Raw genomic sequence first — 17793 nt, forward strand, 5'->3', positions numbered from 1 at the left:
TCGCATTTCCGTTATAGGATAAGTAAATTGGTAAATCCTCTATGTTTAAAAAACTCTCGATTGCTGTTTTGATGCTTTTTTGCGCTGTAAGTTACAGTCAGATAGGCGGTAAATCAGTTTATCAGTTTTTAAATCTGATCACTTCTCCACGACAGGCCGCTTTGGGCGGAAAAATTCTTACCATCTACGATTACGACGTCAATCAGGCGATGTACAATCCTGCAACCATTAATGCTGAAATGGATAACCATCTTTCGATGAACTACGGAAGCCTCTTTGGTGAAGTCACTTATGGAACCGCAAATTATGCTTATACATACGACCGACATCTGCAGACTTTCCACGCAGGAGTCAACTACGTCAACTACGGAAATTTTGAGGGCTACGACGAAAATGGAAATTATACTTCCGATTTTACAGGAAGCGAAACCGCGCTTTCTTTCGGATATGCATTCAATGTTCCGCATACGGACGTCTATCTCGGAGCAAATGCAAAACTGATTTCCTCAACTCTAGAAAGCTATAATTCTTTTGGTGGAGCCTTGGATTTAGGTGCTTTGTATGTCGATGATTATAACGATATTAACATCGCTTTTGCCATCCGAAACATCGGAACCCAATTCACAACTTATGCAGGAACACGAGAAAATCTTCCACTTGAAATCATGGCCGGAATCTCTCAGGAATTGGAACACGTTCCTTTAAGATGGCACCTTACCTTGGAAAATCTGCAACAATGGAACTTAGCTTTTTCAAATCCAGCACGAGCAGAAGGCACAATCGATGGAGGCCAGAACGAAGAAAAAGTGTCCTTTTTCAACAACGCTCTGCGTCACGTGATTCTTGGAGCCGAATTGTTTCCAGAAAAAGCCTTCAACCTCAGATTGGGTTATAATTTCCGAAGAGGTGAGGAGCTCAGGATTCTCGACCAACGAAACTTCTCCGGAATTTCCGTAGGTTTCGGACTCCGTTTCAACAAAATAAAATTCGATTATTCCTATTCACGCTATACTTTGGCAGGAAACACCAGTCTTTTCGGACTTACGATTAACTTTCAGGATTAGTATTTGGGCGTGCCACCATTTTCAAAAAGGCAAATTCAGTTTGCCCATAGCCTTTTTAAAAATGCTGTCGGGCTTTCCGTTACAATCTTTTCCTTAAAGAAAAAAGGAAAAGGCCATTATAAATAAAAGATAAGATTATGCAAATAACATATTTAAAAAAAATGAAGGAAAATCCAACGCATGATGGATTTACTAATGAAGGATTGTCTCAAACAGATATCCAACAGTTAGAATTAATATTTAACAATGGAAATCCATTTCCTAAAGTACTAAAAGAATTCCTGTATTTAGCGGGGGGATATTGTTGTTACGTTCAATTTAATGGAACTAGTGGAATTAATAGTATCATTGAGAATCACAACCAACTAAATGAAGATTTAGAAGAATTTTACGATGTTGTAATAGATAGACCTCATTTTTACCTTGAAACTGAAAATATTGATTATGCTGTATTTATGTTTTTAGATGAGGGGGATAATCCTATCATCAATTATATGCTCCAAGAAGTTGATCCTACTCCAAGTCATTACTATGAGAGAGCTTGTACTTTTCCTGAGTTTATAGATGCTAGAATACAAAACGTATTAGATGGATATCCTCTTTTCTAAAAATGTTTTTTATCTACTAAAATCACGGCAATAGAAAATTTGCAAAATTCCTTCTGTATTCATAATATTTTAACCATCAGATATATTTAATTATTATTGGAATTAAAATGGGTAGGAATATAAACTCCACAATCATCAAGCAAGCAAAACCGCAAAACATCGAATATTCCCACAAAGCTTTTCAAACTTTATTTTATCTTTGCGACTTAGTGCCTTCGTGGCGAAAATAAATATGAAAAAAATCACCATCGCCATCGACGGATTTTCCTCCACAGGAAAAAGCACCTTAGCCAAGCAATTGGCCAAACACCTCGGATATGTTTATGTAGATACAGGTGCAATGTACCGTGCCGTTGCCTATTTCGCAATGGATAACGGTTACATCAACCAAGAATCTTTTGATAAGGAAACTTTGATAAATGCCTTGCCGGACATCAACCTTAAATTTCAATTCAATCCCGAATTGGGTTTTGCCGAAATGTTTTTGAACGATGTAAATGTTGAAAAGGAAATCCGCACCATTGAAGTCTCCAATTATGTGAGCCGTGTTGCCGAAGTTTCAGAAGTTCGTGCCAAATTGGTGGAACAGCAGCAGCAGATGGGTAAAGACAAGGCAATAGTAATGGACGGAAGGGACATTGGAACGGTTGTCTTTCCAGATGCCGAACTCAAGATATTTATGACGGCAAGTGCTTCAACAAGAGCACGAAGACGTTTTGATGAACTGCAGCAAAAAGGCGATAGCGTTTCGTATGAAGAAGTATTGAAAAACGTTCAAGAACGCGACCATATCGATACCCACAGAGAAGATTCTCCTTTAGTTATTGCAAACGACGCAATAGAAATTGACAATTCCGACCTTACAAGAGAAGAACAGTTTGCGACCGTTTTGGATCTTGTAAATGAAACTACGAAAACGGTGTAATTTTTTGTTTATCTCATTTTTAATAGTAGATTTACGGGCTGTAAAATTTTCAAAAGCGCAATAATATTTTTATGGGAATCAAGAATAGATTAATCTCAATGAGCTTTCTTCAGTTTTTTGTTTGGGGAGCCTGGCTTATCACAATTGCAAATTATTGGTTTGGAACCAAACAATGGGAGGGAACCCAATTCGGGTTGGTTTTCGGAACAATGGGAATCGCTTCCTTATTTATGCCTACTCTAACCGGTATCATTGCCGACAGATGGATAAATGCTGAAAAACTCTACGGAATACTTCATATTTTGTATGCGGGAGTTTTGTTCTATCTGCCACAAGTTGCCGATCCTTCTACTTTTATATATGTGATGCTTTTGGCGATGTGTTTTTATATGCCAACAATTTCCTTGAGCAACTCTATTTCTTACACTTCATTGAAATTGAATAATAATGATGTTGTAAAGGATTTTCCACCAATTCGCGTTTTTGGTACTATTGGATTTATTGTAGCCATGTGGATTACAAATCTGACGGGAAATAAAGCAACGGAATATCAATTTTATATCGCAGGAATTGCCGCATTGCTTTTAGGTTTTTATGCCTTTACGCTTCCAAAATGCGAACCGCAAAGATTGACAAAGGAAAATGCTTCTTTAACGGAGACTTTAGGTTTGGAAGCTTTCAAATTATTTGGAAGTTACAAGATGGCTTTGTTCTTTATCTTTTCGATGTTCTTGGGAGGTGCTTTGCAATTGACCAACGCCTACGGTGATGTTTTCTTGGATGAATTCAAACATTTTCCAAAATATGCCGATTCTTTTGTGGTGGAATATTCTACCATTATCATGTCGATTTCGCAGATTTCTGAAACGTTGTTTATTTTGGCAATTCCGTTTTTCTTGAAACGATTCGGTATCAAGCAAGTAATGTTGATTAGTATGCTGGCTTGGGTTTTGCGTTTTGGTCTGTTTGCTTTCAGCGATCCGGTTCAAGGATTGTGGATGATTATTTTGTCGTGTGTAGTCTACGGAATGGCATTCGATTTCTTTAATATTTCAGGGTCTTTGTTTGTGGAAACAAATACGGAACCTAAAAACCGTTCTTCTGCACAAGGTTTATTCATGATGATGACCAATGGTTTTGGTGCCATCCTGGGAAGTTTTACTTCTGGTTGGGCAATTGATAAATATTTTACAAAGACTTTTAATAATACGACAGAGTTATCTGCATACCTTCAAACGGAAGAATCAAATACTTTGATGTCAGAGTTTATCAAGAATCACGGAATTACTGTTTCTGCTGATGGAGTTTTCAATAACCCTATTTTCATGAAGGATTGGCACAGCATCTGGATTTCGTTTGCGGTTTATGCTTTGGTAATTGCGATTGCTTTTGCGGTTTTGTTTAAACACAAGCACAATCCGGAGGAAGTTGAAAATGTGATGCATTAAAATAAATATAAAACCCGATAGAAACAACAATCTATCGGGTTTTGTTTTTTAAGTCAGTAACCATAATATTGGCAAAGCTATGATTAACTTATTAGCCCCGACTGGAGGGAAAATCCTTTTTGTTTTTTCTTTAAAAACAAAAAGATTTGCAAGGAAGGCGGGAAAATGGATTATTTTCAGCCCAAGTGTTTCGCTCCTAAAAATCTAAACTATAATATTTTGCAGTTTTAAAATTTATTATTAGTTTTGCAAACCTTTTGGCGGTCAGCGTTTCCATTAGGAATCAAATATTTAAGTAAAACAACTTCTGTTTTTTCTTATCGCATTAAGAAACGCAAGAAAATGCAGAATACAAATTTTTATCAGAACAAATGTCTGAACAATTAAAATCACAAGAAGAGTTTTTAGCTAATTTTAACTGGCACAATTTCCAAGAAGGTATTGATGCTGTTGATGAGAAAAACTTGCAAGAATTTGAAGAATTAGTAGCTAAAACTTTTATAGCAACTGATCAGGAAGAAGTAGTGGAAGGTGTTGTTGTAAGAATTACTGACAGAGATGCTATCGTTGATATCAACGCTAAATCGGAAGGTGTAATTTCTTTGAACGAATTCCGTTACAACCCGAACTTGAAAGTGGGTGACAAGGTAGAAGTATTGATTGACATCCGTGAGGATAAAACAGGTCAGTTGGTTCTTTCTCACAGAAAAGCACGTACGATCAAAGCTTGGGATAGAGTTATCGCAGCAAACGAAACAGGTGAAATCGTTAATGGTTTTGTGAAATGCAGAACTAAAGGTGGTATGATCGTTGACGTTTTTGGTATTGAAGCTTTCTTACCAGGATCTCAAATTGATGTTAAGCCTATTAGAGATTACGATGTTTACGTAAACAAAATGATGGAATTCAAAGTTGTGAAAATTAACCACGAATTTAAAAACGTTGTTGTTTCTCACAAAGCGCTTATCGAAGCGGATATTGAAGTACAGAAAAAAGAAATCATCGGTCAATTACAAAAAGGACAAGTATTAGAAGGTGTTGTTAAAAACATTACTTCTTATGGTGTGTTTATTGACTTAGGTGGTGTTGATGGATTGATTCACATTACTGACCTTTCTTGGTCAAGAATCAACCACCCAAGTGAAGTTCTTGAATTAGACCAAAAATTGAATGTTGTTATCCTTGATTTCGATGATGAGAAAACAAGAATCCAATTAGGTTTGAAACAATTGAACGCTCACCCATGGGATGCTTTGAGTGCTGACTTGAATGTTGGTGACAAAGTAAAAGGTAAAGTAGTTGTAATCGCTGATTACGGTGCATTTATCGAAGTTGCTGAAGGTGTTGAAGGTTTGATCCACGTTTCTGAAATGTCTTGGTCTACTCACTTGAGAAGTGCTCAGGATTTCGTAAAAGTTGGTGATGAAGTAGAAGCTGTAATCTTGACTCTTGATAGAGATGACCGTAAAATGTCATTGGGTATCAAACAAATGACACAAGATCCATGGACTGATATCACTTCTAAATACCCAGTTGGTTCTAAACACACAGGTATCGTTAGAAACTTTACAAACTTTGGAATTTTCGTAGAATTAGAAGAAGGAATTGATGGTTTGATCTACATTTCTGATCTTTCTTGGACTAAGAAAATCAAACATCCATCTGAATTTGTAAACGTTGGTGAAAAACTTGACGTTGTAGTATTAGAATTAGATGTTGATGGACGTAAATTATCTTTAGGTCACAAACAAACTACTGCTAATCCTTGGGACAAACATGAAGATGCTTTCGCTGTTGGAACTATCCACACAGGTGAAATCTCTGAAATCGTAGACAAAGGAGCTACTGTAGAATTCGCTGAAGATGTTGTTGCTTTTATCCCAACTCGTCACCTTGAAAAAGAAGACGGTAAAAAGTTGAAAAAAGGTGATTCTGCTGAATTCAAAGTTATCGAGTTCAACAAAGAATTCAAAAGAGTTGTAGCTTCTCACACAGCTATCTTCCGTGAAGAAGAAGAGAAAAACGTGAAAGCTCAAACTGAAAATAACAATGTTACTTCTTCAACTAATGCTTCTGCATCTACTTTAGGAGATAACAACGATATTCTTGCTGAATTGAAAGCTAAAATGGAAAAAGGAGGAAACTAATCTTTCTTAATCTGAATATGAAAGCCTCGTAGAAATACGGGGCTTTTTTTGTTTATAATTATCTAATAAAGATAGAGGAGGACTTTTATATACTTTGCGTCTTGGCGACTTTGCGAGCTATTATTCTCGCAAAGTCGCCAAGACGCAAAGTTTTTATAATGTATGACAATACAAAAAAAAATGACTTGAATTGCTTCAAGTCATTTTAATAGTAGTCTGTTTAAAATTATCTCAATACAGCTCCTAATTCTGTTTCAAAACTTTTCTGCAATTTGCTCATGATCTTGTCAATCTGAACATCGGTTAAAGTTTTGGTTGTATCTTGGATAGTGAAACTTACTGCATAAGATTTTTTACCTTCCGGAAGGTTGCTTCCTTGATATACGTCGAAAAGATTGATTCCTTTCAATAAACCTTTTTCAGATTGTCTTGCGATGTTGTAAATAGCATCAAATTGAATGCTATCATCTACCAAAAGAGCCAAGTCACGACGAACTTCTGGATACTTCGGGATTTCGGTAAATTTAATTTTATTTGAAATCAATTTTAAAATTACATTCCAATTAAAATCAGCATAGAAAACTTCTTGCTTGATATCAAATTCTTTTGCGATTGATTTTTTAACCGTTCCAAATTCTACAATCGTATCAGTGCCTAAATATACTGCAACTCCTTCGCTGAAAACGTCTGAATCTACTGGCTTGTTTTGTCCTTTTTCAATTCCTAATCTTGAAAGAATAGTATTCACGTATCCTTTGAATAAGAAGAAATCCGAAACCTTTTGATTGTTTGTCCAGCTTTCTGCCAAACGATTTCCAGTAATGAACATCGTCAAATGCTTGTGTTCTTCGTATCCACCAGGCAATTTATGGTAGGATTTTCCAAATTCGAATAATTTCAAATCGGCATTTCTTCTGTTGATGTTAAACGAAATGGCTTCCAAACCTGAAAACAATAATGATTGTCGCATGGCTGATAAATCCTTGCTTAATGGATTCAACATCATCACATTGAAATCGGCATTTAATTTTTCTGATAATTCTACATAATCAGGAGTGGTAAGCGAATTTGCCATCATTTCATTGAAGCCCAAAGAGGTCAATTGATTGGCAATGATATTCTGTACTTTGTAATCTTCCGTTCTTGGTGAATTGGAAACAGAAGCGTTGAATTTTTTAGTGATGTTGATGTTGTTATATCCGTAAACCCGAAGAATTTCTTCGATAACATCAATTTCTCGTTGAACATCGACACGGTAAGCTGGAATTATAAGTCCTAAACCAACATCTGAAACGCTGTTGATTTTGATGTCTAAAGAAGCCAATATTTTCTTGATGGTTTCCTTTGGCAGTTCCTGACCGATGATTTTTGCAGTTTTATTGAAATTCAAAACCACTGAAAAATCTTCCATCTTTTTAGGATAGATATCCACAACATCCGAAGTGATTTCACCACCTGCAACTTCAAGAATCAAAATAGCAGCTCTTTTCAAGGCATATTCTGTAATCGTTGGATCAATTCCTCTTTCAAATCGGAAAGAAGCATCAGTACTCAAAGTATGTCTTTTTGCCGTTTTTCTGATTGTAACCGGATTGAAATAGGCGCTTTCCAAGAAAATAGAACTTGTGGTTTCCGTAACGCCAGAGTTTTTTCCACCGAAAACACCTGCAAAACACATTGGTCCGTTTTCGTCGCAAATCATTAAATCTTCTTCGTGCAAAGTTCTTTCTACATCATCAAGAGTTGTGAATTTTGTTCCCGCTTCAACCGTTTTTACAATTACTTTATTGCCTTTTATTTTTGATGCATCGAAGGCGTGAAGTGGCTGTCCTAATTCATGAAGAACATAATTCGTAACGTCCACAATATTGTTTTTAGGTGTCAAACCAATTGCTTTCAAACGGTTTTGCAACCATTGAGGAGAGGGTTTTACCGTAATATTCGAAATCGTAACACCACAATATCTCGGAGCCAATTTTGAATCTTGAACCGAAACGTCCATTTTCAGGGTTCTTTTGTCAATCCTGAAATTAGAGATGGAAGGGGTAATCAATTCCGTAGAAATATTTTTCTGTAATAATCCAGCCCTCAAATCCCTTGCAACTCCCATGTGGCTCATTGCATCAGCACGATTAGGCGTCAAGCCAATTTCAAAAACTTCATCATTTTCAATATTGAAAACCTTTGCAACTGGAGTTCCTGGTTTTAAATCTTCATTCAAAATCATGATTCCGTCATGGCTTGTTCCAAGACCTAATTCGTCTTCGGCACAAATCATTCCGTGGCTTTCCTGATCGCGGATTTTTCCTTTTTTGATTACAAATGAATTACCTTCTTTATCATATAAAGTGGTCCCAATTGTTGCAACCGGCACTTTTTGTCCAGCAGCAACATTGCTAGCTCCGCAAACAATCTGAACTGGGTCACCATCGCCCAAATCAACAGTTGTCACTTTCAATCGGTCGGCATTTTGATGCTGAACACAGGTTAAAACGTGGCCCACTACAATTCCTTCCAATCCACCTTTTACAGATTGATATTTTTCTACACCTTCCACTTCAAGACCTAAATCAGTCAGTAGGGCAGATGTTTCTTCAGAATTCCAGTCGGTTTTGATGAATTGTTTTAACCAGTTATAGGATATTTTCATTTGTCAATTTTAATAAGGATGCAAATATAGTCAATGTTTTGTGAGGTTCAAAGTTGTAAAAGGGCAAAATGCTCCTGATTTATCAACTCTTTTATATGATTTCTTCTACATGTTTTTTTATGTTTTCAGAAATCTTTCTGGTAGGCAAATCGTTTTCGTCATCACCGAAAGGATCTTCAATTTCTTCGGCAATCAATTCCAAACTCGCCAAAACATAAAAGATAAAAACTACAACTGGAACAACATAATAACCAAGGCTGAAAGCATATCCAAATGGAAGTGTCATCACGTAGAAAAAGATGAATTTTTTGATAAAAGCACTGTAGGAATAGGGGATTGGTGTGTTTTTGATTCTTTCGCAAGCACCACAAATATCGGTAAACGACATAAATTCGTTGTTTAAAACAATCAATTGATCTCCTGAAATTTTTCCTTGAAGATGTAAATCGTTCAACTTTTCAAACATCAACTTTGCCACTTGATTGGGTTTGTGTTTGTGATGATCGATCTCTAAATCTAAATTGTCAAAAAGTTGTTTTCCCGTATCGCTGTTATGAAGGTGAATGTGCAAAACAGATGCATAATTTGGAATTGCTTTTCGAAAGAATGCCTTGTCTTCTTCATTTTTCAAAAGAACGGCCAATTTAATGGCAAAATTTCGGCTGTTATTTACCAATGATCCCCATAATCTTCGACCTTCCCACCAACGGTCGTAGGCTGTATTGGTTCGGAAAACAAGCAATAGCGAAATCACGAAACCTAACATTCCGTGCATTATCGTAATGTTTTTGATGTAATTGGTATCGGAAAGCTTCCAATATTCAACCTCTAAATAGCCGACCGCGCCAGAATAGATACCGATGGCAAGCATTATTGGGATTAATTTTCGGAAAGTATCTGCTTTGTGAAAACGGAAAATAAAGGTAAACCAATCCTTTGTATTGTATGAAACCATCTAGCGTTGAATTTTCATCAAATTTAATTGAAAAATCGGTTTGTGCAACTAATCAAAATTAAGATTTCCTGCCAATTCTTTTAAGGCAATTTCTGAGATTTTTGCTTGGTATTGGGCATTACTGTTTCGCACTTTTGCATTGATGTAATTCAGCTGGGCCGTTCTGAATTCCAAAGTAGTTGTAGTGATGGTTCCAATTCTGAATTTCTCAAACGTAATGTCCATATTTTGCTTGGCAATTTCTTCGTTTTTGGCCTCCAATTTACTCAATTGCAAGTTGGTCATATAGGTTTGATAAGCAGTTGAAAGTTGCGTGTTCAAAGCCAATTTCTGCTGGTCTATCAATATTTGGGAATTTTCAATCTGTAGCTTTGCAATCCTTTCGTTTCGATTCTGCAAACCTCCATTGAAAATATTCATTGTAGCATTGATACCATACACAAAACCTTTTCCGGATGATTGCGTAATAAAGCCCAATGAAGCTTCAGAACGGGTAAAGTTGTAGCCCGAACTGATGTTTACGGTTGGATATCGATCGCCCTTTATCTGCTTTAATTCCAATTCAGCCACTCTCTTATTAATGACTTGTGCTTGCAATTGGGGATTTTGTTTTTCTGCCAAAATCATCAAATCGGGTAGGAGTAGGCTTTCGTCTATTTGAACTTCTTCTTTGACTTTAAAGTCGATATTTGGATCCCTTGCTAGGATTTGGTTCAATTGGATTTTGGTATTGGCATACAACTCTTTTTGTCTTAAAAATTCAGTGGTATCGGTGTTTAAATCAACTTGAGCGTTCAAGACTTCCAGTTTTGAAGCTTTTCCAATTGTATATCTATTCGTTGCAGTTGTGACTCTAACATTTGAAATGACGATTGTGGTGTCTAAAGCTGATAACTGTTGCTGTTGCTGAACGATGTCATAATAAGTCGTAATGACATCACTGATTTTGGTTAAGATTGTAAGCTTCAGTTCGGCATCGCCTAATTTTTCCAATTCTTTGAGCTGATTGTGTCTTGCAAACATTCGCATTCCATCAAACACAGTCCAATTTAAGGCCACTCCATAGGTAAGATTAAGGTTTCTAGCATTGTCCAATTCCCGCTCCGTTCCATCGCCTTGTGTTTGCTTTGTATCCAAAATACTGTTGTTATTGGTAACGTTGGCAGTTAAACTTGGCAGAATTCCAGCATTAGCCAAACTTACATTTTGCTGATCAATTTTCAGATCATTGGAAGCAATCTTGATTTCAAAATTATTTTCCAAAGCGATTTTTACAGCATCTTCAACCGTCAACGTTTCCTGAGACTTCATTGAGAAACCAGCAAGAAATACCAAGCAAATACTAAAAATGAGTTTACGATTCATAGCACTATTCATTTTCATATTCTTTTATATTATCAAATTCAGGACGGTGTTTTTTTTCTCTTGACCACATAAAATAGATCGCTGGAATGACGAAAAGCGTTAAAATCAACGAGAATAAAGTTCCTCCAACGATTACGACACCCATCCCAATTCTACTTGTGGATGCGGCTCCAAGTGACATTGCAATTGGCAAAGCGCCAAGAGCAATAGCTAAACTTGTCATTAAAATAGGACGAAGTCGGGATTCCGATGCCTCCATGATGGCTTCCATTTTTGATTTTCCTTGCTCTCGAAGTTGGTTTGCAAATTCGACAATCAAGATACCATTTTTGGTTACCAGACCAATCAACATAATGGTCCCAATCTGACTGAAGATATTCCAAGTCTGATCGAAAAGCCACAATGAAAATAAAGCTCCGGCAACAGCCATTGGTACCGTTAGGATAATGATGAACGGATCTATGAAACTTTCAAATTGTGCGGCCAAAATCAAGAAAATAAGCAATAATGCCAATCCGAATGCAAACGAAGTATTGGAATTACTTTCCACAAAATCGCGTGATTCTCCACTTAAATCCGTCGTAAAACTTTCATCTAAAACCTTTTCTTTGACTCTTTCCATGGCAGCAATTCCATCACTGATGCTTTTTCCTGGTGCCAAACCTGCGGAAACCGTAGCCGACATATAGCGGTTGTTATGGTACAATTGAGGCGGGCTGCTTTGTTCTTCAATAGTCACCAAGTTATCCAGTTGAATCAAATCGCCGTTGTTATTTCTAACAAACATCGAAGTCAAATCCATCGGCGCATTTCGGTCTTTCTTGTCAAATTGCCCCATCACTTGGTACTGCTTTCCATTCATCATAAAATAACCAAAACGTTGTCCGCTCAAAGAAAGTTGTAGTGTTTGTGCCACATCAATGACAGAAACTCCTAAACTTTGTGCTTTTTCACGGTCAATCGTGACGTAAATTTCTGGTTTATTAAACTTTAGGTTAACATCTGTAATTGAGAATGTTGGGTCGTTTGCAACTTCGTCCATAAACTCAGGAATCTTTTCTTGAAGTTTTTGAAAATTCGGAGCCTGAATGATGTATTGAATCGGTAATCCGCCACGACGGTTGACGGCAATGGTTGGGGTTTCCGAAACGGATACTTTTGCTTCCGAATATTGCTTGGTCCATTTGGACAAATTATCTGCAATCTCTTTTTGCGAACGATCTCTTTCGTTGGCTTCTACCAATGCAATTCTTGCACGTCCACTATTAACAGAAGAAGCACCAAAACCTGGAGAAGTAATAATCAAACTCACTTTCTTTTCAGGAATGGAATCATTTATCAACTCTGTCAGTTCGTTCATAAAGCGGTCCATATAATCGTAGGAAGCACCTTCTGGAGCAGTTACATTTACACTCACAAAACTTCTATCGTCATAAGGTGCAGTTTCTTTTTGTAATATGCCAAAAAACAAAATGATCAAACCGATACAACCAATCAGAATTGGGAAACTCAACCATTTCCTCTTCATAAAACTTTTTAAAGAATCTGCATAACCTGAATTTAATTTCAAGAAATAGGGCTCACTCCAATTGTAGAATTTAGATTTTTTCTGTTCGCCACCTTTCATCAGATAGGCATTCAGCATTGGTGTCAAGGTCAACGACACAAAAGCCGAAATTAAAACTGCGGCACCAATGACGACGCCAAATTCCCGAAATAGTCGTCCGACAAATCCTTCCAAGAAAATAACCGGCAAGAATACAGCCGCCAAAGTGATTGAAATAGAAATTACGGCAAAGAAAATTTCATTGGAACCCCTTATCGCTGCTTCAATCGGTGACATTCCTTCCTCTACTTTTTTGAAGATGTTTTCCGTTACCACGATACCATCATCTACAACCAATCCGGTTGCCAATACAATCGCTAACAGCGTCAATACATTTATGGAGAATCCAAAAAGCCACATGATGAAGAAGGTGGCAATCAACGAAACCGGAATATCTATTAATGGACGGAAGGCAATCGCCCAATTTCTGAAGAATAAATAAATAATTAAAACAACAAGAATAATTGCAATTAAAAGCGTCTCAGCAACTTCAAGAACAGCTTTCTTCACAAAAAGCGTATTGTCAATCGCTATATTTAATTTGAAATCGGCTGGTAAATCCTTCTTTAATTGTTCGTATTGAACATAAAAAGCGTCTGCAATTTCCAGATAATTTGTTCCCGGTTGGGGAATAATTGCCATACCCACCATCGGCTGTCCGGAATCACTCAATTTAGTTTCAAGATTTTCGGCTTCCAATGAGGCGTTTCCAATATCAATGAAACGGACAATCTTTTCGCCTTCGGCACGTATGATAATGTTGTTAAATTGTTCTTCATTGGAAAGATTCCCTAATGTCTTTACCGTCAATTCTGTATTGGCACCCGTTAATTTTCCTGATGGAAGTTCCACGTTTTGAGCGTTTAGCGCTTGCAGAACATCCGAAACCGTAACACCATAAGAAGCCAATTTTACAGGATCAATCCACAATCGCATCGCATATTTTCGTTGTCCCCAAATCTGGACACTACTGACTCCGGGAATCGTCTGCAATCTTTGTGCAATCACGTTATCGGCATAATCTGAAAGTTCCAAGACGTTTTTCTTGTCGCTCTGAACTGTCATCGTAATAATGGGCTCCGAATCGGCATCAGCCTTAGAAACAACAGGAGGAGCATCAATATCTTGCGGTAGGCTTCTAATCGCTTGCGAAACTTTGTCACGGACATCGTTCGCCGCTTCCTCAAGATTTTTATCCAAATTAAATTCGATGGTAATATTACTCGAACCCTGATTGGAAGAAGAAGTGATGTTTCGGATTCCGTCAATGGAGTTGATGGCTTTTTCGAGAGGTTCGGTAATTTGCGACTCTATGATATCGGCATTGGCACCCGAATAGCTCGTTCTTACCGAAATTTGAGCAGGGTCAATCGATGGAAATTCACGAATTCCCAAATAAGTGTAGCCAATAATTCCAAACAGAATCAGAGATACATTCATTACAATCGTCAGAACCGGCCTTTTTATACTTAAAGTAGATAAACTCATTAGATTTTAGATTTTAGATTTCTGATTTAGGATTGACCTAAATTGAAATCTATTTTTGAATTTTTACTTTTACCGGACTTCCATCTTTCAAGGTCATTACACCAGAAGTCAGTACAGTGTCGCCCGCTTTTAAACCTGATGTGATCAAGATGTCTTTGTCAGTTCTTGCTCCCGTTTCCACGATTATTTCTTTGGCTTGACCATTTTTAGAAACAAAAATCTTCTTTCCATTTTGAATCGGAATCAAGGCTTCGGTAGGGACGAGTAGGGCATCTGATAACTTTTCCAGGGGAAGCGTCACATTAGCGAAAGTTCCAGGAAATAATTTACCTTCTGGATTCTGTGCAATCGCGCGAAGTTTCAAAGTCCTTGTTGCCACTTCAATTTCTGGTTCGATGGCATAAATTTTGGCAGTAAATTTTTCCTTCGAACCTGCTGTCGTAAAAGTAAGTGTACTGTTCACTTTCATCTGAGAAGCATATTTCTCCGGAATCGAAAAGGTAATTTTAAGTTGGTTGGTATTGACAAGCTTTGCAATCAAGGTAGTTGGCGTTACATAAGCTCCTTGTGAAATATAGCGCAAGCCAATTTTTCCTGAGAACGGAGCTCTTACAGTAGCCTTTGCCAATTGTGCTTGAATCAGTTGTGCTTGTGCTTTCGCAGATAAAAAATCAGCACTTGCAATGTCGTATTCTTCTTGGCTGATGGCTTCCTTTTGCAACAATAATTTTGCCCTTCTTTCATTTTCGGAAGATAAATTCTGAGCCGTTTTTACTTGTGCCAATTGTGCACGAAGCTCTGTATCATTTACTTTAAAGAGGATTTGTCCTTTTGTTACCGAGCTACCTTCCTTAAAATTGATGCTTTCCACAATTCCCGAAACCTCGCTTCTCAAATCAATCTGCTCATTGGCTTCAATGGAACCCGAAAGCGAAAGATTATCAGCAAACTCTTGGGGTTGCAATACAATTCCGCTTACACCGATAGGTTGTTTTTTATCTCCGCCTTTAGAAGCATTTTTTTCGTCACCGGCACTATTTTCTGAAATTCTGTAAGCTATGAAGGCACCGATTCCTACAATAATTAAGGTGTAAACGATGTATTTTATTTTCATAATGTGATAAAAAGTAGGGATGAATTTAGTTTTGAACAAAACTAAACCTTATAAAGCAGACTGTTTATTATCGTTAAATATTATTTAACAGTTGTTTGTGTTAAATTTAAAGGCAGTCTAGCTGATGTAATTCCAGATGTTTTTCTTTTTTGAAAGTTCGATGAAGATTTTTCGGAGGGTTTGATGTTCGGGTTTTTCCATAGAGGCATCGTCCTTTAAAAGTTTCATCGCATGATGTCTAGCCAATTGCAAAATATCTTTATCCCGAACAATATCAGCGATTTGAAGATTTAAAACGCCACTTTGCTGGGTTCCCATGATATCACCGGGACCACGAAGTTTCAAATCAACTTCGGCAATTTCAAAACCGTCATTGGTTCGTACCATCGTTTCCATTCGGATCTTGCTGTCGTTTGAAAGCTTATGCGAAGTCATCATGATGCAATAACTTTGTTCAGCACCACGACCCACACGACCACGAAGCTGATGAAGTTGCGAAAGCCCAAAACGTTCGGCACTTTCAATAATCATCACACTGGCATTGGGAACATTAACACCCACTTCTATAACGGTTGTCGCGACCATAATCTGGGTTTTGCCTTTCGAAAAACGTTCCATTTCAGCATCCTTGTCTGCAGGTTTCATTTTGCCGTGAACAATTGAAATCGCATATTCGGGCAAAGGGAAATCCCTTGAAATGCTTTCATAACCGTCCATCAAATCCTTGTAATCCATTTTCTCAGATTCTTGAATCAACGGATAAACGATATAAATCTGTCGCCCTTTTGCAATTTCATCTTTAAGAAATTTCCAAACCTTCAATCGGTTGGAATCAAATCGATGAACGGTTTGGATGGGTTTTCTGCCAGGAGGCAATTCATCAATAACCGAAATATCCAAATCACCATATAAACTCATCGCCAAAGTTCTTGGAATTGGCGTTGCCGTCATCACTAAAATGTGTGGAGGAATGTCATTTTTCTTCCAAAGTTTCGACCTTTGTTCTACGCCAAAACGATGCTGTTCGTCGATTACGGCAAGTCCAAGATTGTGAAATTGAACTTTATCTTCTAATAAAGCATGCGTTCCGATAAGAATATGTAAAGTGCCGTTTATCAGCTCTTCATGAATTATTTTCCTATCAGCAGTTTTGGTCGAACCCGTTAGTATTTTGATGTTGATGTCTAAATTTTGAGCCAATTCGGTTAGTCCTTTGAAATGCTGATTGGCGAGGATTTCAGTAGGAGCCATCAAACACGCCTGGAAACCATTGTCCAACGCCAGAAGCATCGTCATCAAAGCCACAATTGTCTTTCCCGAACCTACGTCTCCTTGAAGCAAACGATTCATTTGGGCATTGCTTCCCATATCGTTTCGAATTTCCTTCAGCACTCTTTTTTGGGCATTTGTCAGATCAAAAGGCAAATGATTCTTGAAGAAATTGTTGAAATTTTCGCCCACTTTATCAAAAGGATGCCCTTTTACTTTGTGCTTTTGAATCAGATTTTTAGTAATCAATTGCAGTTGGATGAAAAACAATTCTTCAAATTTCAATCGGAATTGGGCTCTAGCCAAAATATCGGCACTTTTCGGAAAATGGATGTTGAATAAGGCGGCGTTTTTCGGGATCAGCTTTAATTCTTCTATGATATAATCAGGAAGCGTCTCACTGAAAAGTGCCTGGGTTTCGAGAAATAGCTGCTGCATCATTTTATTGATGGCTCGGTTACTGATGCCTCTGTTGGTAAGCGTTTCTGTCGATGGATAAACCGGTTGCATTGCCGAACGAAGGCTTTGTTCATGCTCCGAAAGCAGTTCAATTTCAGGATGTGCCATATTGAACAATCCGTTGAAAGATGTGCATTTTCCAAAAATGACAACAAATACATTCAGTTTCAAACTCTCGCGGATCCATTTATGGCCTTGAAACCAAACGAGTTCCATTTGTCCGGTATCGTCCACAAAGGTAGCCACAAGACGTTTTCCTCTCTTTTGTTCAACGGTTTTGATGTTGATTATTTTTCCGATAATCTGAACTTCGGCATTGTTGTGCTGCAGTTCATTGATTTTATAATACCGCGTCCGGTCAATATATCTATTTGGAAAAAAATTGATTAGGTCTTGGTATTTGTGAATCCCCAGCTCTTTTCGAAGCAGTTCGCCACGATTCGGGCCAACGCCTTTAAGGTATTCGATTGGAGTTTGGAGGAGATTATAGGACATTTAGTTGATTTGGAAATAAATTGATTTGATGATTTGAAAATGAAAAAGCAGAACTAAAATTATCAAAAGCGAAGATAGTTTTTAATTGGGAATTTTAAAATTGATTTTTTTTGGAACCAGTAAGAGATTAAGGTTCATTAAGCCTTAATTTTCTTAATACCTTAATGGTTTGATTTTTTTATGATACATTTGAAATTATA

At 37.4% G+C, this 17793-nt stretch carries 11 protein-coding genes; 5 read left to right on the plus strand and 6 right to left on the minus strand.

Annotation, left to right across the window (positions count from 1 at the left end; translation table 11 throughout):
- The first annotated feature begins 41 nt into the window (after window positions 1–41).
- The 5 genes from porQ to rpsA all read left to right on the plus strand — a co-directional run bounded on the left by porQ (window position 42) and on the right by rpsA (window position 6192).
- Complete coding sequence (porQ, locus tag ACI6PS_RS01720) at window positions 42–1064, plus strand: type IX secretion system protein PorQ (RefSeq protein ID WP_421010813.1); 1023 nt, start codon at window positions 42–44, stop codon at window positions 1062–1064.
- Between the two features lie 137 nt (window positions 1065–1201).
- Window positions 1202–1672: an SMI1/KNR4 family protein gene (locus ACI6PS_RS01725; RefSeq protein WP_421010814.1), complete on the plus strand. Its 471-nt coding sequence runs from the start codon at window positions 1202–1204 to the stop codon at window positions 1670–1672.
- A 232-nt stretch (window positions 1673–1904) separates the two neighbouring features.
- Window positions 1905–2597: a (d)CMP kinase gene (gene cmk / locus ACI6PS_RS01730; protein WP_421010815.1), complete on the plus strand. Its 693-nt coding sequence runs from the start codon at window positions 1905–1907 to the stop codon at window positions 2595–2597.
- A gap of 71 nt (window positions 2598–2668) precedes the next feature.
- On the plus strand, window positions 2669–4045 hold the full coding sequence (locus ACI6PS_RS01735) for a nucleoside permease (RefSeq protein ID WP_421010816.1): 1377 nt from the start codon (window positions 2669–2671) through the stop codon (window positions 4043–4045).
- Window positions 4046–4416: 371 nt separating this feature from the next.
- A complete protein-coding gene (gene rpsA / locus ACI6PS_RS01740; protein WP_421010817.1) occupies window positions 4417–6192 on the plus strand; it encodes a 30S ribosomal protein S1 in 1776 nt (591 codons plus the stop codon).
- Between the two features lie 226 nt (window positions 6193–6418).
- On the opposite strand, the gene pheT is transcribed toward rpsA, so the two are convergent.
- From pheT to recG, 6 genes are all read right to left on the minus strand, one after another.
- Complete coding sequence (pheT, locus tag ACI6PS_RS01745) at window positions 6419–8842, minus strand: phenylalanine--tRNA ligase subunit beta (protein WP_421010818.1); 2424 nt, start codon at window positions 8840–8842, stop codon at window positions 6419–6421.
- A gap of 91 nt (window positions 8843–8933) precedes the next feature.
- Window positions 8934–9797 (minus strand): bestrophin family protein, encoded by an 864-nt coding sequence (locus tag ACI6PS_RS01750; protein WP_421010819.1) that lies wholly within the window; start codon window positions 9795–9797, stop codon window positions 8934–8936.
- A 48-nt stretch (window positions 9798–9845) separates the two neighbouring features.
- The gene (locus ACI6PS_RS01755) at window positions 9846–11162 is read right to left on the minus strand and encodes a TolC family protein (protein WP_421010820.1); all 1317 of its coding nucleotides are present in this window, start codon (window positions 11160–11162) and stop codon (window positions 9846–9848) included.
- Window positions 11163–11166: 4 nt separating this feature from the next.
- Entirely contained in the window at window positions 11167–14256 is a 3090-nt protein-coding gene (locus ACI6PS_RS01760; RefSeq protein WP_421010821.1) for an efflux RND transporter permease subunit, read from the minus strand.
- A gap of 49 nt (window positions 14257–14305) precedes the next feature.
- Complete coding sequence (locus tag ACI6PS_RS01765) at window positions 14306–15370, minus strand: efflux RND transporter periplasmic adaptor subunit (RefSeq protein WP_421010822.1); 1065 nt, start codon at window positions 15368–15370, stop codon at window positions 14306–14308.
- A gap of 117 nt (window positions 15371–15487) precedes the next feature.
- Window positions 15488–17593: an ATP-dependent DNA helicase RecG gene (gene recG, locus ACI6PS_RS01770; RefSeq protein WP_421010823.1), complete on the minus strand. Its 2106-nt coding sequence runs from the start codon at window positions 17591–17593 to the stop codon at window positions 15488–15490.
- Between the last annotated feature and the right edge of the window lie 200 nt (window positions 17594–17793).

Origin of the sequence: Flavobacterium sp. PLA-1-15, assembly GCF_049060005.1 — a bacterium.
In the GTDB taxonomy this organism is placed as follows: domain Bacteria; phylum Bacteroidota; class Bacteroidia; order Flavobacteriales; family Flavobacteriaceae; genus Flavobacterium.

Coding starts and splice junctions, on each gene's coding strand:
- pheT (WP_421010818.1), bottom strand. CDS start 8,842: ATGAAAATATCCTATAACTGGTTAAAACAATTCATCAAAACCGACTGG.
- ACI6PS_RS01760 (WP_421010821.1), bottom strand. CDS start 14,256: ATGAGTTTATCTACTTTAAGTATAAAAAGGCCGGTTCTGACGATTGTA.
- rpsA (WP_421010817.1), top strand. CDS start 4,417: ATGTCTGAACAATTAAAATCACAAGAAGAGTTTTTAGCTAATTTTAAC.
- ACI6PS_RS01725 (WP_421010814.1), top strand. CDS start 1,202: ATGCAAATAACATATTTAAAAAAAATGAAGGAAAATCCAACGCATGAT.
- cmk (WP_421010815.1), top strand. CDS start 1,905: ATGAAAAAAATCACCATCGCCATCGACGGATTTTCCTCCACAGGAAAA.
- ACI6PS_RS01750 (WP_421010819.1), bottom strand. CDS start 9,797: ATGGTTTCATACAATACAAAGGATTGGTTTACCTTTATTTTCCGTTTT.
- ACI6PS_RS01765 (WP_421010822.1), bottom strand. CDS start 15,370: ATGAAAATAAAATACATCGTTTACACCTTAATTATTGTAGGAATCGGT.
- recG (WP_421010823.1), bottom strand. CDS start 17,593: ATGTCCTATAATCTCCTCCAAACTCCAATCGAATACCTTAAAGGCGTT.
- ACI6PS_RS01755 (WP_421010820.1), bottom strand. CDS start 11,162: ATGAATCGTAAACTCATTTTTAGTATTTGCTTGGTATTTCTTGCTGGT.
- porQ (WP_421010813.1), top strand. CDS start 42: ATGTTTAAAAAACTCTCGATTGCTGTTTTGATGCTTTTTTGCGCTGTA.
- ACI6PS_RS01735 (WP_421010816.1), top strand. CDS start 2,669: ATGGGAATCAAGAATAGATTAATCTCAATGAGCTTTCTTCAGTTTTTT.